Source organism: Pseudomonas sp. CP4 (genome assembly GCF_047758505.1).
In the GTDB taxonomy this organism is placed as follows: domain Bacteria; phylum Pseudomonadota; class Gammaproteobacteria; order Pseudomonadales; family Pseudomonadaceae; genus Aquipseudomonas; species Aquipseudomonas fluorescens_AO.
Genome location: NZ_CP180489.1, coordinates 5,759,196 through 5,778,852, shown reverse-complemented (window position 1 = coordinate 5,778,852; position 19,657 = coordinate 5,759,196). Strand labels below are relative to the sequence as shown.

At 59.7% G+C, this 19,657-nt stretch carries 23 protein-coding genes and 1 pseudogene; 14 read left to right on the top strand and 10 right to left on the bottom strand.

The genetic code is table 11. The features are described 5' to 3' along the window. The first annotated feature begins 108 nt into the window (after nt 1-108). Nucleotides 109-495, top strand: coding sequence for a DUF2784 domain-containing protein (locus ACMYUN_RS26100; protein WP_039763115.1), 387 nt, complete (start codon nt 109-111; stop codon nt 493-495). Here ACMYUN_RS26100 and ACMYUN_RS26095 read toward each other — a convergent pair. Further along, a complete protein-coding gene (locus ACMYUN_RS26095; RefSeq protein WP_039763116.1) occupies nt 492-1,019 on the bottom strand; it encodes a DUF3087 domain-containing protein in 528 nt (175 codons plus the stop codon). The genes ACMYUN_RS26100 and ACMYUN_RS26095 overlap by 4 nt on opposite strands. 222 nt (nt 1,020-1,241) lie before the next feature. On the opposite strand from ACMYUN_RS26095, the gene ppnN reads away from it, so the two are divergent. Further along, nucleotides 1,242-2,615, top strand: coding sequence for a nucleotide 5'-monophosphate nucleosidase PpnN (gene ppnN, locus ACMYUN_RS26090; RefSeq protein ID WP_039763117.1), 1,374 nt, complete (start codon nt 1,242-1,244; stop codon nt 2,613-2,615). A 201-nt stretch (nt 2,616-2,816) separates the two neighbouring features. Here ppnN and ACMYUN_RS26085 read toward each other — a convergent pair whose 3' ends face one another. Then, nucleotides 2,817-4,220: an FAD/NAD(P)-binding protein gene (locus ACMYUN_RS26085; RefSeq protein ID WP_415762194.1), complete on the bottom strand. Its 1,404-nt coding sequence runs from the start codon at nt 4,218-4,220 to the stop codon at nt 2,817-2,819. After that, entirely contained in the window at nt 4,221-4,784 is a 564-nt protein-coding gene (locus ACMYUN_RS26080) for a helix-turn-helix domain-containing protein (RefSeq protein WP_129999976.1), read from the bottom strand. It lies immediately after the preceding gene. An 85-nt stretch (nt 4,785-4,869) separates the two neighbouring features. Between ACMYUN_RS26080 and ACMYUN_RS26075 the strand changes: the two genes are divergently transcribed. The 7 genes from ACMYUN_RS26075 to ACMYUN_RS26045 all read left to right on the top strand — a co-directional run bounded on the left by ACMYUN_RS26075 (nt 4,870) and on the right by ACMYUN_RS26045 (nt 12,102). After that, a complete protein-coding gene (locus tag ACMYUN_RS26075) occupies nt 4,870-5,805 on the top strand; it encodes a DMT family transporter (protein ID WP_129999977.1) in 936 nt (311 codons plus the stop codon). Nucleotides 5,806-6,044: 239 nt separating this feature from the next. Continuing rightward, entirely contained in the window at nt 6,045-8,963 is a 2,919-nt protein-coding gene (locus tag ACMYUN_RS26070; protein ID WP_415762192.1) for a monovalent cation/H+ antiporter subunit A, read from the top strand. Beyond that, the gene (locus ACMYUN_RS26065) at nt 8,963-9,307 is read left to right on the top strand and encodes a Na+/H+ antiporter subunit C (protein WP_016775082.1); all 345 of its coding nucleotides are present in this window, start codon (nt 8,963-8,965) and stop codon (nt 9,305-9,307) included. The genes ACMYUN_RS26070 and ACMYUN_RS26065 overlap by 1 nt, the downstream gene beginning before the upstream one ends. Next, the gene (locus tag ACMYUN_RS26060; protein WP_415762191.1) at nt 9,304-10,983 is read left to right on the top strand and encodes a monovalent cation/H+ antiporter subunit D; all 1,680 of its coding nucleotides are present in this window, start codon (nt 9,304-9,306) and stop codon (nt 10,981-10,983) included. The genes ACMYUN_RS26065 and ACMYUN_RS26060 overlap by 4 nt, the downstream gene beginning before the upstream one ends. Then, a complete protein-coding gene (locus ACMYUN_RS26055) occupies nt 10,980-11,468 on the top strand; it encodes a Na+/H+ antiporter subunit E (RefSeq protein ID WP_310408374.1) in 489 nt (162 codons plus the stop codon). Before ACMYUN_RS26060 ends, ACMYUN_RS26055 begins: the two co-directional genes overlap by 4 nt. Then, on the top strand, nt 11,465-11,743 hold the full coding sequence (locus ACMYUN_RS26050) for a K+/H+ antiporter subunit F (protein WP_016775085.1): 279 nt from the start codon (nt 11,465-11,467) through the stop codon (nt 11,741-11,743). The genes ACMYUN_RS26055 and ACMYUN_RS26050 overlap by 4 nt, the downstream gene beginning before the upstream one ends. Further along, complete coding sequence (locus tag ACMYUN_RS26045; RefSeq protein ID WP_039763124.1) at nt 11,740-12,102, top strand: Na+/H+ antiporter subunit G; 363 nt, start codon at nt 11,740-11,742, stop codon at nt 12,100-12,102. The genes ACMYUN_RS26050 and ACMYUN_RS26045 overlap by 4 nt, the downstream gene beginning before the upstream one ends. Nucleotides 12,103-12,216: 114 nt before the next feature. Here ACMYUN_RS26045 and ACMYUN_RS26040 read toward each other — a convergent pair whose 3' ends face one another. The 4 genes from ACMYUN_RS26040 to ACMYUN_RS26025 all read right to left on the bottom strand — a co-directional run bounded on the left by ACMYUN_RS26040 (nt 12,217) and on the right by ACMYUN_RS26025 (nt 14,537). Further along, a complete protein-coding gene (locus tag ACMYUN_RS26040) occupies nt 12,217-12,657 on the bottom strand; it encodes a DUF3995 domain-containing protein (protein WP_129999981.1) in 441 nt (146 codons plus the stop codon). A gap of 92 nt (nt 12,658-12,749) precedes the next feature. Beyond that, nucleotides 12,750-13,766 (bottom strand): ABC transporter substrate-binding protein, encoded by a 1,017-nt coding sequence (locus tag ACMYUN_RS26035; RefSeq protein ID WP_129999982.1) that lies wholly within the window; start codon nt 13,764-13,766, stop codon nt 12,750-12,752. A gap of 127 nt (nt 13,767-13,893) precedes the next feature. Next, the gene (locus tag ACMYUN_RS26030) at nt 13,894-14,091 is read right to left on the bottom strand and encodes a hypothetical protein (protein ID WP_039763127.1); all 198 of its coding nucleotides are present in this window, start codon (nt 14,089-14,091) and stop codon (nt 13,894-13,896) included. Next, a complete protein-coding gene (locus tag ACMYUN_RS26025; protein ID WP_052269148.1) occupies nt 14,088-14,537 on the bottom strand; it encodes a hypothetical protein in 450 nt (149 codons plus the stop codon). The genes ACMYUN_RS26030 and ACMYUN_RS26025 overlap by 4 nt, the downstream gene beginning before the upstream one ends. Between ACMYUN_RS26025 and ACMYUN_RS26020 the strand changes: the two genes are divergently transcribed. From ACMYUN_RS26020 to ACMYUN_RS26010, 3 genes are all read left to right on the top strand, one after another. Further along, nucleotides 14,532-14,741 (top strand): hypothetical protein, encoded by a 210-nt coding sequence (locus ACMYUN_RS26020; RefSeq protein WP_052269149.1) that lies wholly within the window; start codon nt 14,532-14,534, stop codon nt 14,739-14,741. The genes ACMYUN_RS26025 and ACMYUN_RS26020 overlap by 6 nt on opposite strands. A 215-nt stretch (nt 14,742-14,956) precedes the next feature. Then, complete coding sequence (locus tag ACMYUN_RS26015) at nt 14,957-15,229, top strand: hypothetical protein (protein WP_039763129.1); 273 nt, start codon at nt 14,957-14,959, stop codon at nt 15,227-15,229. 49 nt (nt 15,230-15,278) lie between these two features. Then, nucleotides 15,279-15,518: a DUF2789 family protein gene (locus tag ACMYUN_RS26010; protein WP_039763130.1), complete on the top strand. Its 240-nt coding sequence runs from the start codon at nt 15,279-15,281 to the stop codon at nt 15,516-15,518. 6 nt (nt 15,519-15,524) lie between these two features. On the opposite strand, the gene ACMYUN_RS26005 is transcribed toward ACMYUN_RS26010, so the two are convergent. The 3 genes from ACMYUN_RS26005 to ACMYUN_RS25995 form a co-directional block, all read right to left on the bottom strand. After that, nucleotides 15,525-15,728 (bottom strand): hypothetical protein, encoded by a 204-nt coding sequence (locus ACMYUN_RS26005; protein ID WP_039763131.1) that lies wholly within the window; start codon nt 15,726-15,728, stop codon nt 15,525-15,527. Between the two features lie 109 nt (nt 15,729-15,837). Continuing rightward, nucleotides 15,838-17,061, bottom strand: a complete 1,224-nt coding sequence (locus ACMYUN_RS26000; RefSeq protein ID WP_415764003.1) for a methyl-accepting chemotaxis protein — start codon at nt 17,059-17,061, stop codon at nt 15,838-15,840. A gap of 609 nt (nt 17,062-17,670) precedes the next feature. Further along, the gene (locus tag ACMYUN_RS25995) at nt 17,671-18,075 is read right to left on the bottom strand and encodes a TraR/DksA family transcriptional regulator (protein WP_016775095.1); all 405 of its coding nucleotides are present in this window, start codon (nt 18,073-18,075) and stop codon (nt 17,671-17,673) included. 404 nt (nt 18,076-18,479) lie between these two features. Between ACMYUN_RS25995 and ACMYUN_RS25990 the strand changes: the two are divergent. Together ACMYUN_RS25990 and ACMYUN_RS25985 are read left to right on the top strand one after the other, a co-directional pair. Further along, nucleotides 18,480-18,988: pseudogene (locus ACMYUN_RS25990) on the top strand (MurR/RpiR family transcriptional regulator). 62 nt (nt 18,989-19,050) lie between these two features. Continuing rightward, the gene (locus tag ACMYUN_RS25985) at nt 19,051-19,656 is read left to right on the top strand and encodes a glutathione S-transferase (protein ID WP_415762190.1); all 606 of its coding nucleotides are present in this window, start codon (nt 19,051-19,053) and stop codon (nt 19,654-19,656) included. The last annotated feature ends 1 nt before the right edge of the window (nt 19,657 follow it).

Below are 19,657 nucleotides of genomic sequence, written 5' to 3'. Positions count from 1 at the left end.
GTTGCTGTCGTTAAAGGGTAGAACACTTTTGCGCGCCCGAATTCACCAAGGAATTTTGTCCCGCGCGGCGTACCATAGCGCCATCCACCCTTACGTCAGGAAGACACCATGCTGTACCGAATCGCCGCCGACGGGCTGGTGCTGTTTCACTTGTGTTTCATCTTGTTCGTGCTGTTCGGCGGGCTGCTGGTGCTGCGCTGGCCACGGTTGATGTGGCTGCACTTGCCGGCGGCCGCATGGGGCGTGGCGGTTGAAGTGCTGCACCTGACCTGTCCATTGACCTACTGGGAAAACCTCATGCGCCACGCGGCCGGGCAGACCGAATACGCCGGTGGCTTTATCGAGCATTACATCTGGCCGATCATCTATCCGGCAGGTCTGACCCCGCAGATTCAATTGGCGCTTGGTAGCGTGGTGCTGGCGATCAACCTGATCGTCTATGCGCGATTGCTGCGCTCGTGGAAACTGCGTCGCGCCCGGCGCATTCCGTTTTAGCGCGAGGCCGGTTTCAACGTTTCCAGCCACTGCGGATCGAAGCGTGGCTGGTCTGGATCAAGGCCCTGCGTCAGCATTTGCGCCTTGTGCTGTTCGACTTCGTCACGCAGTTGTCCGTGATCGCTGGAGTTGCCGTCCAGTTCGTGCATCTGCAGCAATCCAAGGTGGTAGAAACGCAACACCTTCATCGCCGTCGGATCATTGTTATGCACCGCCCCTGTCACCTGGTGCATGACATTGGTGATGCTCATCAGGCTACGCTTGAGACGCCAGCTGTACACCGCCGGAGCCATCCAGGTCTGGTGCCAGAAACGCCCGCGCAACAGCGCTGCGGTCAGCAGAAATGCCACAAATACCCCGCCAACATTGAAGCGCAGATTATCCCCGTCGGGCTCTCCGAACACTGCCACCGCGACAGACGAAAACAGCATGGCCAACAGCAGAAACAGCACGGCGATGATGACCGTGCTGCGGCGGGTCTGCTGACGAAAGGTAGCGGGGTCCATCGGCTGAATCTCGAACATCAAAATGACTTCCCTGAGTGACAAAAGGCGCAACGGAAAAAACTCGCCGGCGCATTATCGCATCGCACCGGGTTTTAGCTATGCTGGGGCTCCTTTTCATCTTTTCAGCGTCCAACGGGGACATGGCGGTACAGCGCAGATCGTGCCATCTTCATTCATGGATACACACTATTCGGATGCCCTCCGCTGCGTTGCGGATGGCATCGTTTTAAGGATCACTGCATGACCCAACGACACGTAATCAATGCCTCGGTCAGCCCGAAAGGCAGTCTGGAAACCCTTTCTCAACGTGAAGTCCAGCAGCTGAGCGAAGCCGGATCCGGCAGCACCTACACCCTCTTCCGCCAGTGCGCCCTGGCCATCCTCAACACCGGCGCGCATGTCGACAATGCCAAGACCATCCTCGAAGCCTACAAGGACTTCGAAATCCGCATTCACCAACAGGATCGCGGTGTGCGCCTGGAGCTGCTGAACGCTCCGGCCGACGCGTTCGTCGACGGCGAGATGATCGCTAGCACCCGCGAGATGCTCTTCAGCGCCCTGCGCGACATTGTCTACACCGAGAACGAACTCGACAGCCAACGCATCGACCTGAGCAATTCCCAAGGCATCAGCGACTACGTGTTCCATCTGCTGCGCAACGCGCGCACCCTGCGCCCGGGCGTCGAGCCGAAAATCGTGGTGTGCTGGGGCGGTCACTCGATCAACACCGAAGAATACAAATACACCAAGAAAGTCGGCCATGAGCTGGGTCTGCGCAGCCTCGACATCTGCACCGGTTGCGGCCCCGGCGTAATGAAAGGCCCAATGAAAGGCGCAACCATCGCCCATGCCAAACAGCGCATCCATGGCGGTCGCTACCTTGGCCTGACCGAACCAGGCATCATCGCTGCCGAAGCGCCTAACCCTATCGTCAATGAGCTGGTGATCCTGCCGGACATCGAAAAGCGTCTGGAAGCCTTCGTTCGCGTTGGCCACGGCATCATCATTTTTCCGGGCGGCGCCGGTACTGCCGAAGAATTCCTCTACCTGCTCGGCATCCTCATGCACCCGGACAACGCAGGCCTTCCCTTCCCGGTCATCCTCACCGGACCGAAGCATGCCGCGCCGTATCTGGAACAGCTGGATGCGTTCGTCATCGCGACCCTCGGCGAAGCGGCGAAGCAGCATTACGAGATCATTATTGACGACCCGGCCGAAGTGGCGCGGCAGATGACTCAAGGGCTGAAAGCGGTGAAGCAGTTCCGTCGTGAGCGTAACGACGCGTTTCACTTCAACTGGCTGTTGAAAATCGATGAAGGCTTCCAGCGCCCATTCGACCCGACCCACGAAAACATGGCCAACCTGAAACTGCACCGCGACCAGCCACCGCATGAACTGGCGGCCAATCTGCGTCGGGCGTTTTCCGGAATCGTCGCCGGTAACGTCAAGGACAAAGGCATTCGTCTGATCGAAGAACACGGGCCGTATCAGATCCGCGGTGATGCGGCGATCATGCAGCCGCTTGATGCGCTGCTCAAAGCCTTCGTCGCCCAGCACCGGATGAAGTTGCCGGGTGGCGCGGCGTATGTGCCGTGCTACCAGGTCGTCGCATAATCTCAAGCCGTCACAAAAACCCAATGTGGGAGCTGGCTTGCCAGCGATAGCGGTCTTTCATTCAACAGAGACGTTGGATCAGATGACGCTTTCGCGAGCAAGCTCGCTCCCACAGGATTTATGGTGTGGCGCAAATTGTAGTCACAACCTCAATCCCCTTGTGGGAGCGAGCCTGCTCGCGAAGAAGCCCGAAAGAACACATCAATCTTTCGGGCTATCCACCAACCGCCGAGCCAACGCTTTGGCCTGCGCAGCGACGTCCGTCACTGCCGTGCTCTCCCACCACATCCCGCGCAACGGCGGGCCCATCGCAAACATCTGACTATTCACGCGCCCCTTGGCATCGACTACCGCACCGTCCACCGCTGCGATGCCTAATGCCAGAGGCCCCGGCTGCACCAGTCCCCGCGCCAGCAATTGCTGAGGCAACGGCCGAGCGACCCGCCGCCAGTCATATTCGATGCCGCTGGAGTTGATCAGCGCCGCACCGTTCACCACGCATGTTTCAGTTTCACCGCGAGGACGAATGCGAATGGCCACGGCATCGTCAGCGCGCGGCTCAAGCCCCTTGAACGACGCAGCGTGCACGCGCAAGCGCCCTTCCTTGTGCAACCGCTCGATCAACTCGGCGCTGAGCGGTGGCGAACGATGGTGATGACTTTCCCACCATGGCCGCACATGCCGTACGAATTGTCGACGCTGCACGTCAGTCGCCTGACTCCACAACCGCGCGATATGCGCGCGAACGGTATCGAGTGGTGCCTGCCAATCAATGCCTTGAGCTGTAGCGTCGCGGCAATGGCGCCGCAATTCGCGCACCAACTGGCGTGGCGTGCGGATGCTGTGATCTGCTGCCAGAAAATCCTCCCAGACCGGTGGCTGACGGCGCACATGCGGCAGCAACCCGTGCCGGGAAAACACCTCGATCGGACCGCGATGCCCGGCCTGTTCCAGCGACACCACGGCATCGACCATCGTCAGCCCAGAGCCGATGATCAGCACGGTGGATCGCGGGTCGAGTTCGCGCATTGCAGCCACATCCCAGGGATCGAGCGCGGCGGCGTTGAGGCCACTGGATTGTGTCTGCGGCGTGCGCGCGGCGGGAAACATGCCGGTAGCGAGCACCGCCTGCGATCCACGCAAAATCCCGCCATCGCTCAAGGTGAGCTGAACTGAACCGGAATCGATTTGCAGGTCGGCGACCTCAGCACAGACATGTTCAACGGTCGAACCTTGCCGCGCGCCCACCGCCCGAGCCTCGGCAAGACGCTGTTGCACATAGACGCCGAACAAACCGCGAGGCGGGAACAACTCACTGACTGGCACAGCCTGCTCAGCTGACTCCGGCCAGCCGCCAGCAGCTATGTGCGCGATCAACCACTGCGTCAGATCGTCAGGATTATCCGGGTCGACGCTCATGCGTGCCGCGTTGCCGTTCAGCGTGTGGCCCAGCTCGACGGCGCTGTAAGCCTCGCCCCGTCCCAGTTCAGCACGCGGCTCGATGATAACAATGCTCCGCTGCCCAGGCAGACGTAACAATTGCACCGCCAGCATCGTGCCGCTGAGGCCGCCACCGATGATCAGGATGTCCGCAGAGTGCTCCATTCAAATCACCACATTACGCACGAACCGCGCAGCCACATTGCCGTCGTTGCGGTAGGAATGCGGTTGATTGCTGGCGAACATGAAAAACTCTCCTTTATGGATGTGCTGCGGCTGATCGCCGAGCATCAGCGTCAAGCATCCCTCAAACACGTAAATCTGCTCGCTCCAGCCGTCGGCGTCCGGTTGCGACGGATAGACCTCACCCGGTTGCAGGCACCATTCCCATTGCTCGACTGCGCGGGTCGCAGACGCTTTGGACAGAAGCACGGCTCTGCTGCCCGGGATCGTGCCCACCCAGGCAACCTCGTTGATCCGGCTCGGGTCGCGCGCATCGTGGGCTTGAATCAGATCGCTGAAGGCCACGTCGAGGGCCTCGGCGACGCGGTCAAGCGTGGTCAGGCTGACATTCTTCTCGCCGGCTTCGATCGCCACCAGCATCCGTCGGCTGACCCCGGACTTTTCCGCCAGCGCAGTCTGGCTCATGTCCGCAGCATGGCGCAGACGTCGGACGTTCTGGCTGACGTGTTGCAGGACGGAGGCTCGCTGAGTTGAATCTTTGTGCACTATATTGCTCACTCGGTGGTATTGGGCAGTATACTGCGCAACGTTGGCGGCATTGTGCGGCCTCTCTTTTACAGTGCGCAAGGACATGATGTCGCTGAACAATTCCCCTTCCCGAATCCGCTTCTCCCGCTTCAGCAAAGCCGAGTGCGTCCTGGTGCTGATCACCATGATCTGGGGCGGCACGTTCCTGCTGGTGCAACACGCGATGACGGTCAGCGGGCCGATGTTTTTCGTCGGCCTGCGCTTTGCCGCAGCAGCGGCGATTGTTGCGATGTTCTCTTGGCGCCACCTGCGAGAGTTAACCCTGTTCGAAGTGAAGGCAGGGTCATTCATCGGTGTGGCGATCATGCTCGGTTACGGCTTGCAGACGGTCGGGCTGCAAAGCATTCCGAGTAGCCAATCGGCGTTCATTACCGCGCTGTACGTGCCGTTTGTACCTCTGCTGCAATGGCTGGTATTGGGACGACGCCCGGGGTTGATGCCGAGCATCGGGATCATGCTGGCGTTTACCGGATTGATGCTGTTGTCGGGTCCCTCGGGGGCGGCGTTGAATTTCAGCCCGGGAGAAATTGCGACATTGATCAGCGCCGTTGCGATTGCAGCCGAAATCATCCTGATCAGCACGTTCGCCGGACAGGTCGATGTGCGGCGAGTGACGGTGGTGCAACTGGCGGTGACGTCGGTGTTGTCGTTCCTGCTGGTGGTGCCGACCGGTGAAGTGATTCCGGAGTTTTCCTGGTTATTGCTGGCGACGGCTTTGGGCCTGGGCGCGGCGAGTGCGGCGATCCAGGTGGCGATGAACTGGGCGCAGAAGAGCGTTTCGCCGACTCGGGCGACGTTGATCTATGCCGGTGAGCCGGTATGGGCCGGAATCGTTGGTCGGATTGCCGGGGAGCGTTTGCCGGCGATTGCACTGGTGGGCGCGGGGTTGATCGTTGCGGCGGTGATTGTCAGTGAGTTGAAGACCAAGGGGAAGGCTGCCGAGGCAGAAGGTGAGTTGGAACGCGAAACGCAGGCGTGATCCGCGTTTTTTCAGTGGTAATGCAAACGCTTTCGCGAGCAGGCTCGCTCCCACATTGGAATGTATTTCAAAATGTTGGAGCGAGCCTGCTCGCGAAAGAGCCACAACATTGTTGTCCTTGAAACAACGCTAAACACAAAATTTGAGACTACTTTGTAGGATTCTGAGACATCCTCGCGTTTGGTGATCAGGGAGCTGGCACGTATGATGCTTCACAAACTTCCGCAGATTAGAAGCCTATGTCCCTGATAGTTCTACTGCTTCTGCCATTCATTGGCAGCTGTCTGGCAGCAGTGCTGCCGCACAATGCGCGTAATGCCGAATCCCTGCTGGCGGGGCTGGTCGCTTTGATCGGCACCGTCCAGGTCGCGATGCTGTACCCACAAATCGCCCACGGTGGCGTGATCCGCGAAGAATTCATGTGGTTGCCCAGCCTCGGGCTGAACTTCATTTTGCGCATGGACGGCTTCGCCTGGCTGTTCTCGATGCTGGTGCTGGGCATCGGCACACTCGTCTCTTTATATGCGCGTTATTACATGTCGCCGGACGATCCGGTGCCGCGCTTTTTCGCGTTTTTTCTGGCGTTCATGGGCGCCATGCTCGGTCTGGTGATCTCTGGCAACCTGATTCAGATCGTGTTTTTCTGGGAGCTGACCAGCCTCTTCTCGTTCCTGCTGATCGGCTACTGGCACCACCGAGCCGATGCGCGGCGCGGTGCTTATATGGCGTTGATGGTCACCGGGGCCGGCGGCTTATGCCTGTTGGCGGGGGTCATGATTCTCGGCCATGTCGTCGGCAGCTACGACCTCGACAAGGTCCTGGCCGCCGGCGATCTGATTCGCGCACATGCCCTCTACCCTGTTCTTTTGCCCCTCATCCTGATTGGCGCGCTGAGCAAAAGCGCGCAATTCCCGTTTCACTTCTGGCTGCCCCACGCAATGGCGGCGCCGACGCCCGTCTCGGCCTATCTGCACTCGGCCACCATGGTCAAGGCCGGGGTTTTCCTTTTGGCACGGCTGTGGCCGTCGCTGTCCGGCAGCGAAGAGTGGTTCTACATCGTCAGCGGAGCGGGCGCCTGTACGCTGTTGCTCGGCGCGTACTGCGCCATGTTCCAGAACGATCTCAAAGGTTTGCTGGCCTATTCGACCATCAGCCATCTGGGCCTGATCACTTTGCTCCTGGGCCTGAACAGCTCACTGGCGGCGGTGGCGGCGGTGTTTCACATCCTCAATCACGCGACGTTCAAAGCCTCGCTGTTCATGGCCGCCGGCATCATCGACCATGAAAGCGGCACCCGGGACATCCGCAAACTCAGTGGTCTGATCAAATTGATTCCCTATACGGCGACGCTGGCCATGGTCGCCAGTGCCTCGATGGCCGGCGTGCCGCTGCTCAACGGCTTCCTGTCGAAAGAGATGTTCTTCGCCGAAACCGTGTTCATCAACGCCACCGCGTGGGTCGAAACCAGTCTGCCGATCGTCGCGACCATCGCCGGCATGTTCAGCGTTGCTTACTCTCTGCGTTTCACCGTCGATGTTTTCTTCGGCCCCACCGCCACTGATCTGCCGCATACGCCGCACGAGCCGCCCCGCTGGATGCGTGCGCCGGTCGAGTTGCTGGTCTTCACCTGCCTTCTGGTGGGGATTTTCCCGGCGCAGATCGTCGGGCCATTGCTTGCCGCCGCGGCGCTGCCGGTTGTCGGCGGTGAGTTGCCGGAATACAGCCTCGCCATCTGGCACGGCCTGAACGCGCCGATGATCATGAGCCTGATCGCCATGTCCGGTGGCATCGTCCTGTATCTGCTGCTGCGCAAGCAGTTCAAGCGCGGCCGCTTCAAGTACCCGCCGCTGGTGGGTCGCTTCAATGGCAAGCGGCTGTTCGAGCGCAGTCTGGTAGTGATGATGCGCATCGCCCGGCGCGTCGAGCGGCGCCTGGGCACCAAGCGCTTGCAGATGCAGCTGTTTCTGATGGTGTCGGCCGCCGTGCTCGCCGGTCTGATCCCGATGCTGCACAGCAGCCTGAGCTGGGGTGACCGGCCGAAAATCCCCGGTTCGATTGTCTTCGTTACGCTGTGGCTGCTGGCGATTGCCTGCGCGCTTGGCGCCGCATGGCAGGCGAAGTATCACCGTCTCGCTGCCCTGACCATGGTCAGTGTCTGCGGCCTGATGACCTGCGTGACCTTCGTCTGGTTCTCCGCGCCGGACCTGGCACTGACGCAATTGGCGGTAGAAGTGGTAACCACGGTGTTGATCCTGCTCGGCCTGCGCTGGTTGCCGCGCCGCATCGAGGAAGTCTCGCCGCTGCCGAGCAGCCTGCGCAAGGCGCGTATTCGTCGTCTGCGCGACTTGCTCCTATCGATTGCGGTCGGTGCGGGCATGGCGTTGCTGTCCTACGCCATGCTCACCCGGCAGACGCCTAACCACATTTCCTCGTTCTACCTCAGCCGCGCCCTGCCCGAGGGCGGCGGTAGCAACGTGGTCAACGTGATGCTGGTGGACTTCCGTGGCTTCGACACCCTCGGCGAAATTACCGTATTGGTCGCCGTGGCGCTCACCGTGTTCGCCCTGCTGCGCCGCTTCCGTCCGCCGAAGGAAAGCCTGCAATTGCCAGCCCAGCAACGCCTGCTCGCGCCCGACGTGGTCACCGATCTGGTCAACCCACGTTCAGCCAGCGACACCGCGCTCGGTTTCATGATGGTGCCGGCGGTGCTGGTGCGCCTGCTGCTGCCTGTCGCGCTGGTGGTGTCGTGTTACCTGTTCATGCGCGGGCACAATCAGCCGGGCGGCGGTTTTGTCGCCGGGCTGGTGATGTCGGTCGCGTTCATTCTGCAATATATGGTTGCCGGCACGCAGTGGGTCGAGGCGCAAATGAGCCTGCGGCCATTACGCTGGATGGGTACCGGCCTGCTGTTCGCCACCGCCACCGGTCTCGGTGCGATGCTGGCTGGCTATCCGTTCCTGACCACCCACACCTGGCACATCAGCGTGCCATTGCTTGGCGATATCCATATCGCCAGTGCGCTGTTCTTCGACATCGGCGTGTACGCCGTGGTGGTCGGGTCGACGCTGCTGATCCTTACCGCCCTCGCCCACCAATCGGTGCGCGGCCACAAGACAGCATCGCTGCCCAAGTCCGTCGCCAGCAAAGGAGCCGTCTGATGGAAGAAGTCATCGCAATCGCCATCGGCATTCTCGCCGCGTCAGGGGTCTGGCTGATCTTGCGCCCGCGTACTTTTCAGGTGGTCATGGGCCTGTGCCTGTTGTCGTACGCGGTCAATTTGTTCATTTTCAGCATGGGCAGCCTGTTCATCGGCAAAGAGCCAGTGATCAAGGACGGCGTGACCCAGGATCTGCTGCACTACACCGACCCGCTGCCCCAGGCGCTGGTACTGACGGCGATCGTCATCAGCTTCGCCATGACCGCGCTGTTTCTCGTCGTATTGCTCGCCTCGCGCGGCTTGACCGGCACCGACCACGTCGACGGCCGGGAGCCTAAAGAATGACGGCAATGACTCACCTGATCGCCGCACCGATCCTGCTGCCGCTGCTGACGGCTGCGATCATGCTGATGCTCGGCGAAAAGCATCGGCCGCTGAAGGCGAAAATCAACTTGTTCTCCAGTCTGCTCGGCCTGTTCATTTCAGTGATGCTGCTGCAATGGACGCAGACCACCGGCGTACCCGGCTCCATCGGTGTATACCTGCCGGGCAACTGGCAGGCACCGTTCGGCATCGTTCTGGTGGTTGATCGCCTGTCGGCACTGATGCTGGTGCTGACCGGCATTATCGGCGTCAGCGCGTTGCTGTTTGCCATGGCCCGCTGGGACGGCGCCGGTTCAAGCTTTCACGCTCTGTTCCAGATCCAGCTGATGGGCCTGTATGGCGCGTTCCTGACGGCGGACCTGTTCAACCTGTTCGTGTTTTTCGAAGTATTGCTGGCCGCCTCCTACGGCCTGTTGCTGCATGGATCCGGCCGCGCGCGGGTGTCGTCGGGATTGCATTACATCTCGATAAACCTGCTGGCCTCGTCGTTGTTTCTCATAGGCGCGGCGCTGATCTACGGGGTAACCGGTACGCTGAACATGGCCGACCTGGCGATGAAGATTCCGCTGGTGCCGGAAGCTGATCGTGGCCTGCTGCATGCTGGCGCGGGGATTCTCGCGGTAGCGTTTCTGGCGAAGGCTGGCATGTGGCCGCTGAATTTCTGGCTGGTGCCGGCCTATTCCTCGGCCAGCGCGCCGGTGGCGGCGATGTTCGCGATCATGACCAAGGTCGGCGTCTACACCCTGCTGCGCCTGTGGACCCTGCTGTTTTCCGGCCAGGCCGGCGCTTCGGCATTTTTTGGCGGCGACTGGCTGATCTACGGCGGCATGGCGACCATGGCTTGCGCAGGGCTGGCGATTCTCGCCGCGCAGCGCCTGGAGCGCATGGCCAGCCTGAGCATTCTGGTGTCGGCCGGCATCCTGCTCTCGGCGATCGGCTTCGCCCAGCCGAACCTGATCGGCGCTGCATTGTTCTATCTGGTCAGCTCGACCCTGGCGCTGAGCGCATTGTTCATGCTCGCCGAACTGATCGAGCGCTCGCGTTCGGCCAACGAAATCCCGCTGGAAGACGAAAGCGAACTCTTGCCGCGTCCGCAGGAATCGCTGCAGCCACCCAAGGGCATCAACCTCGACGACGAACAAAAAGCCGTGGTCGGCCAGGTCATTCCGTGGACCATGGCGTTTCTCGGTTTGAGCTTCATTGCCTGCGCGCTGTTGATCATCGGCATGCCACCGCTGTCCGGGTTCATCGGCAAGCTCAGCCTGATCGGCGCTTTGCTCAACCCCCTGGGACTTGGCACCGAGGCGCCACTGTCTCCCGGCGCCTGGGGATTGCTGGCGCTGTTGATCCTGACCGGTCTGGCCTCGCTGATGGCCTTCTCGCGCCTGGGCATTCAGCGCTTCTGGACGCCGGAGGAGCGCCCCTCGCCATTGCTGCGCAAACTCGAATGCGCGCCAATTTTCCTGCTGCTCGGCCTGAGCATCGCCCTGACATTCAAGGCTGAACCGCTGCTGCGCTACACCCAGGCTACGGCCGACGCGCTGAACAATCCGCAGCAATATGTGCTGGCCGTGCTTGGCACTCGCGCCGTGCCGAGCCCTCAGGCGAGAGCCGACATGCTTGAGGTGCAGCCATGAAGCGACTGTTTCCGGCTCCGTGGTTATCGCTAGCCCTGTGGATTCTGTGGCTAACACTCAACCTGTCGGTCAGCCCGGGCAATCTGTTGCTCGGCGCCGCGCTGGGTTTCGCCGCGCCGCTGATGATGCGCAAGCTGCGACCAAAACGAGCGCGCATCCGCAACCCTATGGCCATTGTGCGTCTGTTCTTCCTGGTGGGCCGTGACGTGATCATGTCCAACCTCATCGTCGCCTGGGGCGTACTCAACGCCGGGCGTCGTCCACCCAACTCATGCTTTATCAAGGTGCCGCTCGATTTGCGCGATGCTCATGGTTTGGCTGCATTGGCGATGATCTGCACTGTGGTGCCCGGCACCGTATGGTCGGAGCTGGCGCTGGACCGCAGTGTTTTGCTACTGCATGTCTGGGATCTGCACGACGAAGCGCAGTTCATCGAGCACTTCAAAAGCACTTACGAGCGACCGTTGATGGAGATTTTCGAATGAGCCCATTGCTGTCGAATGCGATTCTGTTGACGCTGTTTCTGTACTGCGTAGCAATGGCACTGACCCTGGTGCGCCTGTTCAAAGGCCCTTCTGCTCAGGATCGGGTACTGGCGCTGGATTACCTGTACATAGTCGCCATGTTGATGATGCTGACCCTGGGTATTCGTTATGCCAGTGATACCTACTTCGAAGCGGCGCTGCTGATCGCGCTGTTCGGTTTCGTCGGCTCGTTTGCGCTGGCGAAATTCCTGCTGCGTGGCGAGGTGATCGAATGAATGCCGAATTGTCTTTATGGGTCGAGATTCCCGTGGCGGCCCTGCTGGTGCTCAGCGGTGTATTTACGCTGCTGGGCGCAACCGGATTGCTGCGCATGAAGGACTACTTCCAGCGCATGCATCCGCCGGCGCTGGCCTCGACGATCGGGGCCTGGTGCGTGGCGCTGGCATCGATCATCTGCTTTTCAGCACTGAAGTCCGGGCCGGTGGTGCATGCCTGGCTGATTCCGGTTTTGTTGGCGATCACCGTACCGGTAACCACGCTGCTGCTGGCGCGGGCGGCGTTGTTCCGCAAGCGCATGGCTGGGGATGATGTGCCGGCTGAGGTGAGCAGTCGTCAGACTGAAAGTGGTAACTGATGATTTTTCGGCGCCTGTGATGGCGCCATCGCTACAGTAGGAACGCGCCCTCCATTGTGGGAGCGAGCCTGCTCGCGAAAAGGCCAGTCGGGGCATCGCCAATTCCGGATCGGCTCAAACCCACGCTACTGCCAACAACCCCGCCCCCAGCAGCGCACACAACGGCGAATACACCCAGGTATCCAGCCGCGCAAATCGCGAATCCTTCACTTCCTTAAAGAACCCGACCAGATTCGAATCACCGATCGCCCGAGCAAACATCAGCAACGCGATCGCGCTGATCACCCATTGCAGCGTCTTGTGCTGAACCGCCGGCATGCCCCAGCCGACCCGCATACAAACCAGCACTGCGATCACCAGCAGCGCAACCGCGACCAACAAAGTCAGCCAGCCTGAAGGCTTGAACGCCGGGCGCACTGTGGCGACGAAGCCAGACACCGGCACTTGCGGCACCACCGCCGCAGCCGCCCATTGCCCACCCAACGCCCAATACACGTGCATCAGGCCGATTGCCGCGAACACCGTCACCAGCCATTGGGCCAACACAAAGGTCATGGTTGAAATCCTTCAAAGGGATTTGAACAAACCATCGTAGTCGGATTTTCTGCCTATGCACGACCGGTCGGCGGTACGGTGCCTTGAGCGCGTTATTTCAGATCAGCCGCCACCTTGTCAGCCACATCCTTGGGCAACCACGCTTGCCAGACATCCGGATGCGCCTTCATGAACGCCACCGCCGCTTCACGAGGCGCAGTGTGCTTGTCACTCATATCCGCCAGTGCCTTGTTCAGGGGCTCGATCGGAAAGTCGACTTTGCTGAAAAACTCGGCAATTTGCGGATTCTGCTTTTGAAACGGTGTGGATACGCCGATTGACAGCTTCGATGCCAGCGAGCGGGTCGGTTTTGGATTGGGATTATCGGCGTCTGTCAGCGTCTTCCACGCCTCGGCATCGAACGGCGGCTCTTCCAGCTGCACCAGTTTGAATTTGCCAAGCAGCGGCGTCGGCGACCAGTAGTAGAACAGCACTGGTTTGCCGCGACGAATCGAAGAGCTGATCTCGGCATCCAGCGCAGCGCCGGAACCGCTGCGGAAGTTGGTGTAGTCGTCCTGCAAGCCATACGCCGTGAGCTTTTGCTTGTTGACCACTTCCGACGTCCAGCCGATCGGGCTGTTCAGGAAACGCCCTTTGCCCGGGCTCTCCGGGTCCTTGAACACGTCCTTGTATTTCTTCAGGTCAGTGACACTGCGCAGATCCGGCGCCAGCGGCTTGATGCCTTTGGCCGGGTCGCCCTTGATCACGTATTCCGGCACCCACCAGCCTTCAGTGGCGCCCTTCACCGTATCGCCCAGACCGACAACCTTGCCTTCTGCCTCGGCCTTGACCCAGACCGGGCTGCGACCGGCCCACTCCTCGCCAATCACCTGAATGTCGTTATTGGCCAGTGCGGTTTCCAGGGTGATGGTAGTGCCCGGCAGCGTGTCGGTCGGCAGGCCATAGCCTTTCTCGACGATCACCCGCAGCACCTCGGTGATCAGACTGCCGCTTTCCCAGTTCAGGTCGGCAAAATGGATCGGCGCCTGTGCCGCTTGCAGCGATTGCGCTGACGTCAGCAAACCAAAGGTGGCCACGCTGGCGGCCAGTAACCGTCGAAATCCGTTCATGCATTGCACCTCGTGCTGTTCACAGCTATGGCAAGTCTGGCCTGACGGGAGCGCAAGCCTCTGAATAACTCAGTCAACTGACTTTAGCCGAGGTTCCTGCTTTTTCCGGCGTCTGCTGCGCACGAGGTTACGTTTCAGACTTTTCCTGCAGGCTTTGCAGCTCACGTCTGACCATGCTGGCGTAGGCCGCCGGTTGCAATGCATAGATCTGCGACGCCACCCAACTCAGCCAGACACCTTGCAGTTCGTGCTTGCGGGCGAACAATCGCTGCGCTTCTTCGCGTACGCTCTCAAGGTTTTGCGAATGGAAATCTGCGCGGCTCACTCGCTGGCCTTGAAGGTAACCAATTCGCCCTTGCGCCATTTCGCGGCTTTGGCGGTGACGGCTTTCAGAGTTTTGGTCAGGCCTTCCTGCAACTGCTCATTAGCGGCAAATACAGTGACGACGCTATGGCCTTCCTTGAACAGGATCGCGTGACCGTCGGCGGTGCTGACGAACGCGTAGTCGCCCAGGCCGTAGACCGTAAGTTTGATGTCGCGAAAACGGATGTCCATCTTGCCGCCTTCACGGCTGGGCAGAACCGATGCAATGAAATGATCGCCAACCTTGAGTTTGAGCCCAGGTTTGTCATCGACCACTAACGCACTTTCGGTGTCGATTTCGGCGATGTAAATGCCTTCGGCGTTTTGCTCGGTGATGTAAACAAAACGTGATTGGAATTGCTTGACCAGCTTTGCACGCAAATCACCGAGCACGAACAAAGCATGCATATCGAGGTTACTGACTGCCAAAGATACATCCCCACATTTGAAAACCGCGCAGCGCAAAACGCCCACGGCAAAGACACGGCCAGGCCGATGAAAACTGCAAAAACACTCAAAAACCCGAAGCGAGCGAAGCGCTCTTTAATCGCGAGGTTCGTAGCCTACTGGATTGTCATTAATGAAACCCGCTCCGAAATCGCCAAACCTTGAAGGAAAAAGCTTCAAGTGCGACTGGAGCAAATCTGACTACGAACTTTAGGGAAATTTCTCACGAAAAAAAGCACTTTTCCGACATATCGCTGGCGAAAAATTGCTTTAGATAAGCCCGGTCGTCAGCAGGTACTGGCGATTCTAGAGCAGCGATGCTCATTACGACTACCCGCAACGGCCGTTAAATCCCGGCCGACTGATGAAAAGGACTTCATATGTGCAATTTGACTCATTTCGCCACGTCGGCCGAGGCACACATCAGCACACCTGCGACGGTGCAGGTTGCCAACGTCAGCAATCTTCCGACATCTTCTAACAATCACCAGATCCCGCACTTTCAGGTAGTGCCAGCGGGCATCGCCTTCTTTCACATCAAGGAGATATCCACCGGGCGTGTCAGAGGTTTCCGCGGCAATCATAACGAAGCATGCGCTCTCGCCCGCTCGCTTGAATCAAAAATCGAACTCCGCGCCTCCGGCTGCCTCTGATAAGGGAAGTGAACGAACAAGCCGCAACGGCACCGACCCAGGAGTAGATATGGAACTGCCAACCGAGCTCAACCTGACCACCCTTTTCGACCAGTTGGGCCTGCCGTCCGATGAAGCGTCGATCAATGACTTTGTCGAAGCCCATCCGCTGGACTCTGAGACCAAACTGATCGATGCCGATTTCTGGACGCCCCAACAGGCGCAATTACTCAAAGAGTGGCTGCGTGCTGACGGGGAAGAAGCGCCGATTGTCGATGAGCTGAACGTACGTTTGCATCGCGGCAAGTAGAAGCGTTCAGTGCAGGCTATGGCCGGGCTCGATGTTCATTTGTTCGAGCCAGGCAGCCTTGCACTCCTCCGCCTCATCGCGACTGGCGAAAGCCGTGCCGCGTCGCTCACCATTGAGCAAAACCACCCAGCACACACTGCGCCCCATCGCGCGTAATCCTTCCGGAACGCCGCTGCCGATCATTACTGCCACGTCTACCCTGCACTGCATGTGCCCTCCGAAATAATTAGCTGCCTAACTAAGTCGCCAGGTTAAAGCTTTCTCTCCAGAGGAAACAGCAATTGCCGTGCACAGATTCATTGCGTCAACGGTAACAATCTCAGCGCGGATTCTCTGGTTTGTAACCCAGACGCAAACCGCCCCAGTGTCGGCCGTTGATCAAGATTGGCACCGATAAGTCATGCATCAGCTCACCGGTGTCGCGCGTGTAAGTCTGCAACAGCACCGGTTGCTGATGGCTGCCGCAGCGGATACCGGTGCGATCAGTGAATTTGCGTTTGGTGCGGTTGTTCACCGTGTCGACCTGCACATCGCCGGTCAATGGCTGGCTGAATGCCTGGTTATGCGTCGGTACATAGCCCTGCTGCGTGCAGGCGATCGCAAACACCAAACCTTCATGACGCGCTAGCAGAGGCTCTTGAATCGCCGGCAAGACCTGATCGGTGTATCGATCAAACCGGGTCTGAAATTTGGCGGGTTCGGTGCCCGGAATCGGTTCGTAGCTGCGATCAAACAAATCATCCAGGCTGATCCGCCCCTGCTCGACATCCGCCTCGAAGCGCGCCGCGATCTGACTCGCACCTTCGCGGGCCAGGTCATAGATTCGCTGGTGGTAGTCATCCAGACCCACTTCGGCCAGGCGCTCGCTGATGGTTTCCGCCTGCCCTTCCATCTGCACCGCTGCGTCGGCGAGGCGACGGGTTTGCTGATCGCTGATCGCCAGGTCGCTACGCATTTGCTCGATGGCATTGAACAATGCGTCGAGCTGCTCTCGATTGGTTTGCGCGCCACAGGCGATTTCACTGACCTGAGTTTCCACCCCGGCCGCGAGTCGCGCGATGTTCTCCAGATGCTGGCCGGTGTGTTCGACCTGTTCGACGCCGGTGTGCAGATCGCTCGACAACTCACGAATCTGCGCCACCACTTGCGCGGTGCGTTGCTGAATGTCAGCGACCATCCCACCGACCTCACCCGTGGCCGCCGCCGTACGCGCGGCCAGTCCGCGCACCTCGTCGGCGACCAAAGCGAAACCGCGACCATGCTCACCAGCCCGGGCTGCTTCAATCGCAGCGTTCAACGCCAACAGATTGGTCTGGCTGGCAATCGACTGAATCACCAGTGTCACCCGCTGAATGTCGTCACTGCGCACACTCAAGGCCTCGATCAATTCGCGACTGGCGTTGGCGCGTTGACTGAGTTGCTGCATGCGCGCAATCGAGTCGAGCAGTTCGCTGCGCCCCGCCGCGCTGCTGTGATGCGCTTGGCTGGCGGCATCCAGTGCGTCGCGACTGAGCTGTGAAGTCGCCTGTTCGGTGGCAATCATCACCTCGGCGTTGCGGACGATCTGCGCCGCCGCGTCGAGTTGCGATTCAAGTTTGCCTGCGAGCGCTTTGACCGAGAACGCCACTCCGGCCGCCGACAGTGCGTTGTGACTGGTGGTGTAGGAAAGATCGCGGGTCAGTGCGGACAATGCGCTCGCACTATCGACCGGGGCAGCAGCAGGAGCACTGCGCGAGCGCAGGCGCGGCAGCCAGACAATCAACACCGCCAGCGGCATGCCGATGTATAGCGACCACTCGGCCATAGCCATGCCGGCGAGCAACAGCATCAGGGCGATGCTCTGCAGGGTCGGCGCGATCCAGCGGTTTTTCGGCAAAAGCACTGGTGCAGGCAGCGCCGCAACCAGAGATCCATCTCTCGTCATCTTGATCACCCCACGTTTGTTCTCATTGTTGTGACTGCATTAAACGCCACTACAACGCCATTATCCATGGTCCGTTAGTCGTGGGGTCTGTGGCAGGTCAATGGAACGACGGGGAAATATCGCAGACGAGCAAAAACAAAGATCGCAGCCTTCAGCGACGCCCGAATTGGAGCTGCCGAAGGCTGCGATCTCTTCAAGGTGCCCTGTTGACGGGGTCACCCCACAGAATCAGGCCTGACGCTGGTGCTTGTCGATCTGCTCGTGACGCTCTTGAGCTTCGATGCAGTACTTGGTGGTCGGGCTGATCAGCAGGCGCTTCAGGCCGATGGCCTCACCGCTGTCGTCGCACCAGCCAAAGCTGTCATCCTTGATGCGCTCAAGGGCTTGTTCCAGTTGCGGCAGCATGCGCTGGTCGCGATCGATCGCGTTGACCAGCCAGGTGCGCTCTTCTTCAACCGAAGCCGCGTCCGCCGGGTCAGCCGGAGTGTCCAGGCTTTCGATGGCGATACGATTTTGCTCAATGCGCTCGTGGGTTTCGACTTTCATGTTCTGCAACAGCTCAGTGAAGAAAGCATGTTGCTCTGCATTCATGTAGTCATCTGCCGGCATGGCCAGCAACTTGTCCTTTGTCATTGATATCTCTATAAAAAACGTGCATTAAGGCGAATAAGGGAGCGTTTCGGCGAACCGTGTCGGCCGTCGAAAAGGCATCGTTTTATTGCAAACGCCACCCGGCACTCAATTTACGAGGGGCGGCAGTCTAAGGCCCGATCAAGACCTCAGCAACTGTAAATGCAGGGAATTTGTCCGACAGGACCTGGAAACTGCTCTGACACAGGCTTCACACGGCCATCGGAGTGCGTTTATAGCAAGAAATTCAGTCCAGCGGCTGTATATAGAAGACAAACGGCTAACCACACCCCGACGCACCGCGAAAACTTTTTATCGCAAGGTGCATCGTTTCACCCCGGCAGCTCCCGCACAGCCCTTCTATTATCAGGCCCACCGCGCGATCAACCTGCCTGAAGGACGTCTCTATGCCCCGCCTCGATCTGTCGGCCGCCGACGAGCTTTCCCTCGTCAGCCCCCCGATCACTGCCGAGCGCCTGTTGCAGACGATCAGCGAAGAATACGACGCCCTGCCGCGCCAGCTCAAACGCGTCGCCAGTTACATCAGCCAGCAGAGCGAGCGGATCATGGTCGACCGCATCAGCGACATCGCCCGCGAGTGCGAAGTGCATCCGTCAGCCATTGTGCGTTTCTCGCAGCGCTTCGGGTTCAGCGGCTCCAGCGAGATGCAGGCGCTGTCCCGCCAGGCCTGGGCGCACAAAACCACGCCGGCGCAAAATTATCAGCAGCGCACAGCCCCCTCTCGCCACTGGCGAAACTCGCTAACAGTGTATTGCTGGTCAATGAAGGCAGTGCTCTGGCATTTCGTTCGCTGAGTGCAACGCTGTGTTTATGTCAGGCGCTGTTTGTGGCGGTGGCCTGTCGGCTGGGCCTGGACATCGATGAGATTCACGAGCAGCCCGGATTCGACGACTGACAATTGCCTCTCGCTCCGCTAGGTTATGCGTTTCCCACCGGTTCGACTTGAAGGAACGCGTCATGAAACTGATCGGCATGCTCGACTCCCCTTACGTGCGCCGCGTAGCGATTTCCGCCAAATGCCTGGGCATTGACCTTGAACACGAGTCGGTCTCGGTGTTCCGCCATTTCGAGCGATTCCAACAGATCAACCCGGTGGTCAAGGCGCCGACGCTGATCCTCGATGACGGTCTGGTGCTGATGGACTCGACGCTGATTCTCGATTATCTCGAAAGCGCGTCCGGCAAAAGCCTGCTGCCGAAAGAATTGTCACAGCGCGCCCACGCCCTGCGTCTGATCGGCCTCAGCCTCGCCGCCTGCGAAAAAGCCGTGCAGCTCTACTACGAACGCAACCTGCGCCCGGCCGAGATTCAATATCAGCCGTGGGTCGAACGCGTCGAAGGCCAACTCGCCGCCGCGTTTACCGCGCTGGAAAAAGAACTTGAACACAGTGACTTGCCTGTCGACGGCTCCCTCGCCCAGACCGGCATCAGCCTGGCGGTTGCCTGGAGCTTCACCGAATTCGTCGTGCCCGATCAGATCGACGCAGCACGATTTGCGCGTATCGCCGAGTACACTGCCTACGCAGAAGGCACCGATGCGTTCATCAGCACCCCGATGACCTGAC

Coding starts and splice junctions, on each gene's coding strand:
- ACMYUN_RS26100 (WP_039763115.1), top strand. CDS start 109: ATGCTGTACCGAATCGCCGCCGACGGGCTGGTGCTGTTTCACTTGTGT.
- ACMYUN_RS26095 (WP_039763116.1), bottom strand. CDS start 1,019: ATGTTCGAGATTCAGCCGATGGACCCCGCTACCTTTCGTCAGCAGACC.
- ppnN (WP_039763117.1), top strand. CDS start 1,242: ATGACCCAACGACACGTAATCAATGCCTCGGTCAGCCCGAAAGGCAGT.
- ACMYUN_RS26085 (WP_415762194.1), bottom strand. CDS start 4,220: ATGGAGCACTCTGCGGACATCCTGATCATCGGTGGCGGCCTCAGCGGC.
- ACMYUN_RS26075 (WP_129999977.1), top strand. CDS start 4,870: ATGATGTCGCTGAACAATTCCCCTTCCCGAATCCGCTTCTCCCGCTTC.
- ACMYUN_RS26070 (WP_415762192.1), top strand. CDS start 6,045: ATGTCCCTGATAGTTCTACTGCTTCTGCCATTCATTGGCAGCTGTCTG.
- ACMYUN_RS26065 (WP_016775082.1), top strand. CDS start 8,963: ATGGAAGAAGTCATCGCAATCGCCATCGGCATTCTCGCCGCGTCAGGG.
- ACMYUN_RS26060 (WP_415762191.1), top strand. CDS start 9,304: ATGACGGCAATGACTCACCTGATCGCCGCACCGATCCTGCTGCCGCTG.
- ACMYUN_RS26055 (WP_310408374.1), top strand. CDS start 10,980: ATGAAGCGACTGTTTCCGGCTCCGTGGTTATCGCTAGCCCTGTGGATT.
- ACMYUN_RS26050 (WP_016775085.1), top strand. CDS start 11,465: ATGAGCCCATTGCTGTCGAATGCGATTCTGTTGACGCTGTTTCTGTAC.
- ACMYUN_RS26045 (WP_039763124.1), top strand. CDS start 11,740: ATGAATGCCGAATTGTCTTTATGGGTCGAGATTCCCGTGGCGGCCCTG.
- ACMYUN_RS26040 (WP_129999981.1), bottom strand. CDS start 12,657: ATGACCTTTGTGTTGGCCCAATGGCTGGTGACGGTGTTCGCGGCAATC.
- ACMYUN_RS26035 (WP_129999982.1), bottom strand. CDS start 13,766: ATGAACGGATTTCGACGGTTACTGGCCGCCAGCGTGGCCACCTTTGGT.
- ACMYUN_RS26020 (WP_052269149.1), top strand. CDS start 14,532: ATGCATATCGAGGTTACTGACTGCCAAAGATACATCCCCACATTTGAA.
- ACMYUN_RS26025 (WP_052269148.1), bottom strand. CDS start 14,537: ATGCATGCTTTGTTCGTGCTCGGTGATTTGCGTGCAAAGCTGGTCAAG.
- ACMYUN_RS26015 (WP_039763129.1), top strand. CDS start 14,957: ATGTGCAATTTGACTCATTTCGCCACGTCGGCCGAGGCACACATCAGC.
- ACMYUN_RS26010 (WP_039763130.1), top strand. CDS start 15,279: ATGGAACTGCCAACCGAGCTCAACCTGACCACCCTTTTCGACCAGTTG.
- ACMYUN_RS26005 (WP_039763131.1), bottom strand. CDS start 15,728: ATGCAGTGCAGGGTAGACGTGGCAGTAATGATCGGCAGCGGCGTTCCG.
- ACMYUN_RS26000 (WP_415764003.1), bottom strand. CDS start 17,061: ATGATTGCCACCGAACAGGCGACTTCACAGCTCAGTCGCGACGCACTG.
- ACMYUN_RS25995 (WP_016775095.1), bottom strand. CDS start 18,075: ATGACAAAGGACAAGTTGCTGGCCATGCCGGCAGATGACTACATGAAT.
- ACMYUN_RS25985 (WP_415762190.1), top strand. CDS start 19,051: ATGAAACTGATCGGCATGCTCGACTCCCCTTACGTGCGCCGCGTAGCG.